Genomic DNA, 8,723 nt, shown 5'->3' with positions numbered 1-8,723 from the left:
CCCCCCCCCCCCCCCCCCCGCGACGCGATCGGGAGAAGAACATGAAGGCACTGCTGTACGGAGTGAAGCCGGAGCCGTGGCCGCAGCCGACGGGGGACGACGCCGACAACCTGCTGTTGCGCGGCCTCGCCAACACCCCGATGCAGCTCGTCGACATGGACGAGCCCGAGTTCCTGCTGCCCGACTGGGTCATCACGAAGCCACGCCTCACGGGCATCTGCGGCTCCGACTCCAAGCAGGTGTTCATGGACTGGGGCAACGTCGGGGGCGAGGACAATCCGATGAAGGCGTTCTTCTCGCTCCCGCAGGTGCTCGGGCACGAGGTGGTCGCCGATGTCGTGGCCGTTGGGCCCGAGGCCGAGGGTCTCGAAGTGGGCGACCGCGTGGTGCTGAACCCGTGGCTCTCGTGCGGGCCGCGGGGCATCGACCCGGTGTGTCCGCCATGCGAGATCGGCGACTACAGCCTCTGCTGGAACTTCGCGGAGGGTCCGCTGCAACCCGGGATCCACATCGGCACCTCGGCGTCGGGGAACGGCGGGTACGCCGAGCTCATGCCCGCGCACGACTCACAGTTGTTCAAGGTGCCCGACAACGTTCCCGACGAGCTCGCCGTGTTCGCCGATCCGTTCACGGTCAGCCTGCACGCGATCACGCGCCACCCACCGACACCGGGCGGCAAGGTGATGGTGTACGGCGCAGGCGCGCTCGGCACGTGCGCGACTGCCATCGTGTGCGCGCTTTATCCCGACGTGGACGTGCTCGTCGTCGCACGCTTCGAGGCCCAGGCCGAGCTCGCCCGCAAGCTTGGCGCGACGGTGATCGCTCACACGCCGGCCCGGCAGGTCATCGAAGAGGCCGCGGCGTGGTCCGGCGGTGTGCTCAAGGACAGCGACGGACTACCCATGGCGTTCCCCGGCTTCATCGACGTGGTCTATGACACGATCGGGAAGCAGGAGACATTCGAGGTCGGCGCGCGCGTCTGCAAGGCGCGGGGCACGCTCGTGAAGGCCGGTGTGCACGGTCCGACCTTCTGGGAGGACACGCCGCTCTACTTCAAGGAGCTGTCGTTCGTCGGGTCCAACGCGTTCGGCTTCGAAGAGGTGGATGGCGTCCGCAAGCACGGCATCGAGCACTACCTCGACCTCGTGTCGAGTGGGCGTGTCGACCTCACCGGCATGCTGACGCACCAGTTCCCGCTCGGTGAATGGCGTGATGCGTTCGGCGCGCTGGCGACCCAGGATCGGTCCGGAGCGATCAAGGTCGCGTTCGACTTCCGGTAGCGAGCACGCCGAGGAGCTCTGCCATGGCTGACACGATGATCACGCTCGAGACGCCCGACGGGCCGATGGACTGCTACGAGGCGACGCCTGACGGCGACGCTCGGGGCGCGGTCATCGTCATCCAAGAGGCGTTCGGGGTGAACGACCACATCCAGGACGTCACCCGGCGCGCGGCCGCGGCGGGGTACCACGCTGTTGCACCGGCGTTGTTCCACCGCGCCAGGGGCGGCACGGCCGGTTACGACGACTTCGCCTCGGTGATGCCGCTCTTCGAGGGGGTTACCGACGAGGGCGTGCTGTCCGACGTCGACGCGACCCTCGCCCACTTGCACTCGAAGGGCTTCGAGAGCTCACAGATCGGCATCGTCGGCTTCTGCTTCGGCGGTCGGGTCACGTTCCTCGTGGCGGCGCGCCGGGCCATCGGCGCGGCCGTCGGCTTCTACGGCGGCGGCATCGCGTCGAAGGGCATGCTCCCGTTCGAGCCGCTCATCGGTGAGTCAGCCACGCTGCAGACGCCGTGGCTCGGGTTGTTCGGCGACGCCGACGGCGGGATCCCGATCGAGGACGTCGAAGCGCTTCGCGAAGCGCTCGAGCGCGCGCCGGTCGCGACCGACCTGGTGCGGTACCCGGGGGCCGAGCACGGCTTCCATTGCGACGTTCGGGGCTCATTCCACCCGGAGGCCGCGGCCGACGGATGGAAGCGCACCCTTGAGTGGTTCCAGACCCACATCGCCGTGCCCTTTACCTAGGTAAACGCTCACCGTGACCGCGTTGGACGCGGTACGTGAGACTGAGCCACACTTGGTGACGGGGCACCGCGGAGAGGAGCGGAGTGGGCGTTCAGGGGCGCGCGTCCGAGCGGATCGAGACGCGTGGGGTTGTGGCACCGGGTCGTCGCTCGCGATGGGAGTGGACGCGCTGGACGCGTTGGCCGTTCACGCCCGCCGTCATGGCGGTGGCGACGATCGCGGTCACCGTCGACGCCGTGACTGCGTGGGCCGGCGTGTCGCTCGGGTCGCTCGGTCGTGTGCCGGTGTCGCCCGCGCTGCCGTTGGGTCTGCTCCTGGCGTGCATGATCGGCTTGAACCGCCTGGGATTCGATCGCACGAACCGTCGCGCGTGGCGCGAATTCCTCGTGGTCGTTGGCGGCGTGCTCGCGTATGCCGTCGTCTCGTACGCGCTCGAGATCGGCGGGTGGCCCGAGGCCTTGGGCCTGGTCCTTGCCGCGCTCGGCGAGGAGCTCATCTACCGCTTGGCGATCATCATCGTGGTGGGTGCGCTCATCGCCCGACTGCTCGGGCGCGACTGGCGCAACGCGAGTGAATGGGGCCTCGCGCCCGGGCTCGCCGCGCTCTTGATCGGCAGCCTCGTCTTCAGCGCACTTCCGGGCCACATCGCACAGATGAGCGACGCGTTGCACGCGTTGCCGTTCGCGAGCCTCGGTCTCGTGCTCGGCTACGCCGTGCTGCGTACGGGGGCTCTCATCCCCGCCGCGATCGTGCACGCCCTACTGAACCTCGTGACCCTCGCCGTCTTGGCGGGCGACATGTCGGTCGCGGCGCGCAACGCGATCAGCACTGTCGCGCTGCTCGCTCTGGTGAGTGGCACGGTCGTGGCCGGCCTTCGTCTCGGGGTCCTCCGACGTACTCCGGTCGAGGTCGACCTCACGGTCCCGACAAGCGCGACACCGACCGTAGGGGCCGAGCCCATCGCCTGACCACGCGTCCGGCGATGCGGGCGGACCAGTCACCCGCCTACGCTGAACCCATGCGGGCGCTCACACCCTTCACACGCGACGCCCACCGGGAGACCGGTGAGGTCGTCCGCGAGTTCGACTTGCGGTCAGCGGCGATCGTCATGGGGGCGTTCATCGGCGTCGCCTTCCTCTTGTTCTTCCTCGCCGCCTTCCTCCCGTGGCTGCTGTCGAACGGCATGACGGCCGCGGTCGAGGGCTTGATGCATCAAGTGGGGTTCGACGAGTTCCAGGCGGACACGCTGGGCGACTGGATCCTGGTGCTCTTGATCGGCGCCCTCTTCACCGCGTTCATCGTCGCGATCGCCGTCGGGATCCTCGCGCTCTACAACCTCATCTCGAAGCGCACGGGCATGAGCATCGACGCGATCCAAGGCGAGGTTGCCGCGCCCAGCGATCGTCCCGCGATTGCCGAGCCGGTCGACAACCGGGATGACGATCGCTCGTTCGATGAGCTCTACGCCGAAGCGCAGCGCAAGGGCATCTCGGGACGGTCGTCGATGTCGAAGTCGGAGCTGCAAGCGGCGTTGAGGCCGAAGAAGCGGCGCGCAGCAACTTCAACCCGCGGGCGGTAGTCGCCTGCGTCTCCCTTGGTCGCCGTCACGGGCGACGGCTCCGTGCTCCGGCGGTCGGCGGAGCCGCCGCCTCCGCGACCGCCGGCTGCTCATCGGGCTGAGCGCGGGCGCGGCCGCGCTCGAGGCGCTGTTCGTGGTGCTGTTCGGACCCCCGGCGGCTGCTGCGCTTTCACCCCAGGTCGTGGCCCCCGCCCCGTTCGGCGTCTTTCACGACTTGCGGTGGTTGCTCGTCTACCACTCATCGTGGTTCGGGTTCGCGGTCGCGCTCTGGCTCATTCTCGTCCTGCGCACGACACTGGACGTCGTCCTGACTCGCGCCGCGTGGCCGCAAGCGATCGAGGTGCCGCGCTGGCGTGAGCACCTGCGCGCCAGCGTGACGTTCACCGCCGTCCAAGCGGTGGTCCTGCTCCCGTTCGCGGCTCTCACCTTCTCGATGGCGGTGACGTCGTTGTCGTGGCTCTTCTACGTGGCGGTGCCGGTGCTGGTCATGATCGGGCTGCTGGTACACCACGGAACGGTCGAGCGCACCTGGCTCAGGGACGCGCCGAACCGAGCGAGCGTGACCTCCTTGTTGTGGGCGTTCGCGATCCTGACGGGCGGGGGTGCGGTGATCGCGGTGTCGCCGTCGTGGGCGCGACCAGCGATCGCGGCCGTTGTCGGAGTTGGCATCGCCTGGTCCCGAGCTCGCATGGTGCATGCCCTGGCCGGACGCGTCGTCACGCGCACGCGTCGTCAGCCGTTCGCGCTGGTTGGGATCGCTGCCGTCGTCGTGCTCGTCGTGGTGGGAACAGCGCTCGGGTTCGCGGTCGCGGTGGCGGTGGAGTCCGGGCGCACCCAACTCCCAGAGGTCCGATCCGACGCTTCCGGCCCGCCCGTGCTCGTCGTGAAGGGGTTCAACTCGGAGTGGGACGGCGTCACGCGCCGGTGGGTCGACGGCAGGCACCGCATCGCTCGCTTCTCGTACGCCGGTCTCGACGAGCAGGGCAGGCCCCGTCCGTACGACCGCGGGGCGACGCACGGCTCGATCCGGTCGCTCGTCCATGCCATGCGTCGCCAGGTCGCCGAACTTCGACGCGCGACCGGCGCGCCGGTCAGCATTGTCGCCGAGAGCGAGGGCGCGCTCATTGCGCAGGCGTACATGGCCGGGACCCCGAACGCGCCCGTGCGCGCGCTGGTGCTCCTCAGTCCGCTGGTGGAACCCGGACGTGTGCATTACCCGCGCCTCGGTCACGAGGGTTGGGGTGTGGTGACGGGAACGGTGACCGACGGCATCGCGGGCGCGCTCGGTTGGATCGGGCCGGTCGACGTGTCGTCCGATACGCCGCTGTTCCGCTCGATCGTGAACGAGGAGCCGGCGCTCTCCAGGCTCTTGCGCTGCCCGCCGCCCGCGGTGCGGTCGTTCGTGGTGTTGCCGCTGGACTCCGGAGTGAGCGCCCCCGCTCCGGTGGAGATCGGCTTTCGACACGCGGTCGTGCCCGCGTTCCACGGGGGATTGCTCGGCGATCGCACCACGCAAGATCTGATCCGTGCGGTGCTGCGCGGCCGAAGCTCGCACGGATCGGGCTTCTGGTCCTTCAGTGCCGATGTGGTGAACGCAGGTGCCGCCGCCTGGCAGGCGCCGAGTCTCGTGCTGTCGCTCGAGCCGTCGTGGGACGCCCGACTCGACGACGCGCCGTGCCGCGCCGTGCGTGACGAGATCAGGACCTGGCTCGACTGAATCCCCGATTCAGAACAAGAAGCGGCTGATCGCCTCGACGACACAGGCCGGCTTGTCGGCGCCTTCGATCTCCACGGTGTTGCGCGTCACGACCTGCACGCCGCCCGCCACGTCCGTGCACTCGAGGATCTCGCAGCCCATGCGGATGCGCGAGTCGACGGGTACGGGTGCCGGGAAACGGACCTTGTTCGCGCCGTAGTTCACCCCGGCTGAAGCAGTCGGGACGACCAGGAGCTCCGGAAGGAACAGGTTCGTGATCGAGAGCGTCAGATAACCGTGGGCAATCGTGGTTCCGAACGGCCCGTCCTTGGCGCGCTCGGGGTCGACGTGGATCCATTGATGGTCGCCCGTGGCTTCCGCGAACGTGTCGATGCGGGCCTGGTCGATGGTTGTCCACTCGCTGAAGCCGAGATGCGTGCCGACGGCTGCCTTGAGCTCGTCGGCCGAGTTGAACTGCACGCAGGCATCGTAGAGAACGGCTCTTCACTACGCTCCGAATCTGATGGATCTGCGCTTCTCGGACGAGGACGAGGCCTTCCGTCAGGAAGCTCGCGATTGGCTCACCGACCAGCTCGTCGGAGAGTTCGCCGTTGTGCGTGGCCGCGGGGGACCTGGCGACGAACATGCCCTGTTCGAAGAGCGCCTTGCGTGGGAGCGCGCGCTCGGTGCCGCGCGCTGGACGTGCGTTGCGTGGCCCGAGGAGTACGGCGGGCGCGGACTCTCACTGACCCAGCAGGTGATCTTCTACGAGGAGTACGCGCGGGCACACGGCCCCGGGCGCGTCGGCCTGGTGGGCGAAGGGCTCCTCGGCCCGACGATCATCCACTTCGGCGACGAGGAGCAGAAGCGCCGCTTCCTCCCACCGATCGCGAAAGGCGACGAGCTCTGGTGCCAGGGCTACTCCGAGCCCGACGCCGGCTCCGATCTCGCCAACGTCGCCACGCGCGCCGAGGCCGACGGAGACGAGTGGGTGATCTACGGGCAGAAGGTGTGGACCTCGCTCGCCCATTGGGCCGATTGGTGCTTCGTGCTGTGCCGCACCGATCGCGACGCACCCAAGCATCGGGGCATCTCGTACCTGCTGGTGCCGATGCGCCAACCCGGGATCGAGATCCGTCCCATCCAGCAGCTGACCGGCACGTCGGAGTTCAACGAGGTGTTCTTCGAAGGCGCTCGCACGGGGATCGGCAACGTCGTCGGAGACGTGAACGAAGGTTGGAAGGTCGCGATGGGAACGCTCGCGTTCGAGCGCGGCGCGCTGACCCTCGGTCAGCAGTTGAACTTCGAGAACGAGCTCACGACGATCCGTGAGCTCGCCATCAAGACCGGTCGTGTCGACGACCCCGTCGTTCGTCAGCGTATCGCCGACGCCACGATCCGCTTGCGCATCATGCGGTTCAACGCGCTGCGCTCGTTGACACCGCTCGCACGCGGCGAGATGACACCCTTGACCGCAGTGCACAAGCTCTACTGGGCCGGGGTCCACCGTTCGATCGGCGAGCTCGCGATGGACGTGCTCGGTCCCGACGCCGAGATCGCCGACGACCTCCCCTACGACCTGTCCTTGTTGCAGCGCATGTTCCTGTACTCACGCGCCGACACGATCTACAGCGGCTCGGACGAGATCCAACGCAACATCATCGGCGAGCGTGCACTCGGTCTACCGAAAGAGCCCTCATGAGCTCAGTGCCACCCGAGGTTCCACCGCACGGGTTGCTGGCCGACAAGGTGGTCGTGGTCACGGCCGCGGCCGGCACGGGAATCGGATTCGCGACGGCGAAGCGCTGTGCCGAAGAGGGGGCGACCGTCGTCATCAGTGACCACCACGAGCGGCGTCTCGGGGAGGCTGCCGAGAAGCTCGGGGAGGTGTGCGGCACGGTCCCGCTCTCCGTCGTGTGCGACGTGCGCGACGACGATCAAGTGACGCGGCTCGTCGACGATGCGCTCAGCGCGCACCGTCGCATCGACGTCATGGTGAACAACGCCGGTCTGGGAGGCACCGCCGACCTGGTCAACATGACGGATGAGGAGTGGAGCGGCGTGCTCGACGTCACGCTCAACGGCACCTTTCGCTGCACCCGTGCCGTCCTGCGTCACATGCTCTCGCGCGGCGCGGGCGTGATCGTCAACAACGCCTCGGTCCTCGGCTGGCGCGCGCAAGCGGGTCAAGCCCACTACGCGGCGGCGAAGGCGGGCGTGATGGCGTTGACCCGGTGCGCCGCGCTCGAAGCGGCGCCGCACGGGGTGCGCGTCAACGCGGTCGCGCCGAGCCTCGCGATGCACCCGTTCCTCGCCAAGACCACGACCGACGAGCTGCTGGCCGAGCTCACCGAGCGCGAGGCGTTCGGGCGACCCGCGGAACCATGGGAGGTGGCAAACGTCATCGTGTTCCTCGCGAGCGACTACTCCTCCTACATGACCGGTGAGATCGTCTCCGTGAGCAGTCAGCATCCGTAGCTGACCCCTCAGCCTGCGGTCAGACTGTCTCTCGTGAGTGCCTGGCTCGTCCCCGTTTGGCGTCATCTGCGGTTCGTGCAGGCGTCCGGTCGAACCCTCGAAAACGCGTTCGGCAAGCTCCAAGACGCCGCACTCGGTGGTCGTCTGGGCAGTGTCGTCTGTGAGGTGCGGGGTCCACTCGTCGACGTCGCGGCAGGCGACCAGATGTGGTTCTACACCGATGATCTCGACGCCGGCGTCTTCGCGTTCGGGAAGGCCCAGCGGCCGACGAAGACCAAGAAGCCGACCGTGACCGTCACCCTCGACAAGGCGCGCACGCGCGTGCTCGCGGCCGATCCGCTTCCCGCCGTCACGATGCGACGCTGGTTGCCCGAGCTCCATCAGGGGGCGGTATCGCTCGATCTGCGACCGCGGGCCCTGACCGTGCTCGAAGGCTGGCACCGTGAGCGCGCCGAGCGCGACACCGAGATGCTTGGTGTCCTGGGCGTCACCACGTGGCGCGCCACGATCAGAGCCACCGGCGCTCGCCAACCTGCTCGCGATGACGTGCTCGGACCACTTGCACGGCTCCTCCGCTCCCAGGACTTCGCCGTCGGAGTGTTCGACGGCGAGGGCACCGAGCCGTGGTTGGTTGCACGACGCGTCCGCGACGTCGTGGCGATCGACGTCGAACGTGCTCGCGGAGCCCGAGCGCGTACTGACGCGCTCAGTGCCTTCGGCCCGCTCCGAGAGTTCAAGTGGCGCATCGAGCGCGAGTCTGTTCGTGAGTTGCGGTTGCGCGGGAGCCTGTGGATGGCGTTCGTGAACAAGCCGCACGACGATGTGATCGCTTTCCTCGAGGACGAAGACGTGCTGATCAGCTGGCAGCAACGAAACGGCGCGGTCGAGCTGACCGACCGCTCGAAGCAACGCTGGTACCAGTACCTCGGGGTGCGGTAGCG

9 protein-coding genes are annotated in these 8,723 nt (G+C 68.3%); 8 read left to right on the top strand and 1 reads right to left on the bottom strand.

Features of this window, described 5'->3' with window-relative positions; genetic code table 11:
• The first annotated feature begins 41 nt into the window (after positions 1-41).
• The 5 genes from WEE69_08200 to WEE69_08180 all read left to right on the top strand — a co-directional run bounded on the left by WEE69_08200 (position 42) and on the right by WEE69_08180 (position 5,325).
• Positions 42-1,280, top strand: a complete 1,239-nt coding sequence (locus WEE69_08200) for a zinc-binding dehydrogenase (protein MEX1145270.1) — start codon at positions 42-44, stop codon at positions 1,278-1,280.
• Positions 1,281-1,303: 23 nt separating this feature from the next.
• A complete protein-coding gene (locus WEE69_08195) occupies positions 1,304-2,029 on the top strand; it encodes a dienelactone hydrolase family protein (GenBank protein ID MEX1145269.1) in 726 nt (241 codons plus the stop codon).
• An 83-nt stretch (positions 2,030-2,112) separates the two neighbouring features.
• Positions 2,113-2,997, top strand: coding sequence for a CPBP family intramembrane glutamic endopeptidase (locus tag WEE69_08190; protein MEX1145268.1), 885 nt, complete (start codon positions 2,113-2,115; stop codon positions 2,995-2,997).
• 50 nt (positions 2,998-3,047) lie between these two features.
• Complete coding sequence (locus WEE69_08185) at positions 3,048-3,608, top strand: hypothetical protein (GenBank protein ID MEX1145267.1); 561 nt, start codon at positions 3,048-3,050, stop codon at positions 3,606-3,608.
• A 133-nt stretch (positions 3,609-3,741) separates the two neighbouring features.
• Positions 3,742-5,325 (top strand): hypothetical protein, encoded by a 1,584-nt coding sequence (locus tag WEE69_08180; protein ID MEX1145266.1) that lies wholly within the window; start codon positions 3,742-3,744, stop codon positions 5,323-5,325.
• A 9-nt stretch (positions 5,326-5,334) separates the two neighbouring features.
• Here WEE69_08180 and WEE69_08175 read toward each other — a convergent pair whose 3' ends face one another.
• The gene (locus tag WEE69_08175) at positions 5,335-5,784 is read right to left on the bottom strand and encodes a MaoC family dehydratase (GenBank protein MEX1145265.1); all 450 of its coding nucleotides are present in this window, start codon (positions 5,782-5,784) and stop codon (positions 5,335-5,337) included.
• 43 nt (positions 5,785-5,827) lie between these two features.
• Between WEE69_08175 and WEE69_08170 the strand changes: the two genes are divergently transcribed.
• Genes WEE69_08170 through WEE69_08160 form a run of 3 tightly spaced genes read left to right on the top strand, consistent with a single transcriptional unit; the run spans position 5,828 to position 8,721 of the window.
• Positions 5,828-7,006 (top strand): acyl-CoA dehydrogenase family protein, encoded by a 1,179-nt coding sequence (locus WEE69_08170; GenBank protein ID MEX1145264.1) that lies wholly within the window; start codon positions 5,828-5,830, stop codon positions 7,004-7,006.
• Positions 7,003-7,782 carry an SDR family oxidoreductase gene (locus WEE69_08165; GenBank protein MEX1145263.1) on the top strand — a complete coding sequence of 260 codons (780 nt, stop codon included), beginning with the start codon at positions 7,003-7,005 and terminating at the stop codon, positions 7,780-7,782. Before WEE69_08170 ends, WEE69_08165 begins: the two co-directional genes overlap by 4 nt.
• Before the next feature lie 33 nt (positions 7,783-7,815).
• Entirely contained in the window at positions 7,816-8,721 is a 906-nt protein-coding gene (locus tag WEE69_08160) for a hypothetical protein (protein ID MEX1145262.1), read from the top strand.
• The last annotated feature ends 2 nt before the right edge of the window (positions 8,722-8,723 follow it).

The sequence above is a fragment of the Acidimicrobiia bacterium genome, assembly GCA_040881685.1.
Taxonomy (GTDB): Bacteria; Actinomycetota; Acidimicrobiia; order IMCC26256; family PALSA-555; genus SHVJ01.
Note: the sequence above shows the minus strand (reverse complement) of the source record. Positions and strands in the feature narration are given on the sequence as shown.

Excerpts from the sequence above, each read along its gene's own strand:
- WEE69_08170 (MEX1145264.1), top strand. The coding sequence starts at position 5,828 with ATGGATCTGCGCTTCTCGGACGAGGACGAGGCCTTCCGTCAGGAAGCT.
- WEE69_08165 (MEX1145263.1), top strand. The coding sequence starts at position 7,003 with ATGAGCTCAGTGCCACCCGAGGTTCCACCGCACGGGTTGCTGGCCGAC.
- WEE69_08200 (MEX1145270.1), top strand. The coding sequence starts at position 42 with ATGAAGGCACTGCTGTACGGAGTGAAGCCGGAGCCGTGGCCGCAGCCG.
- WEE69_08195 (MEX1145269.1), top strand. The coding sequence starts at position 1,304 with ATGGCTGACACGATGATCACGCTCGAGACGCCCGACGGGCCGATGGAC.
- WEE69_08185 (MEX1145267.1), top strand. The coding sequence starts at position 3,048 with ATGCGGGCGCTCACACCCTTCACACGCGACGCCCACCGGGAGACCGGT.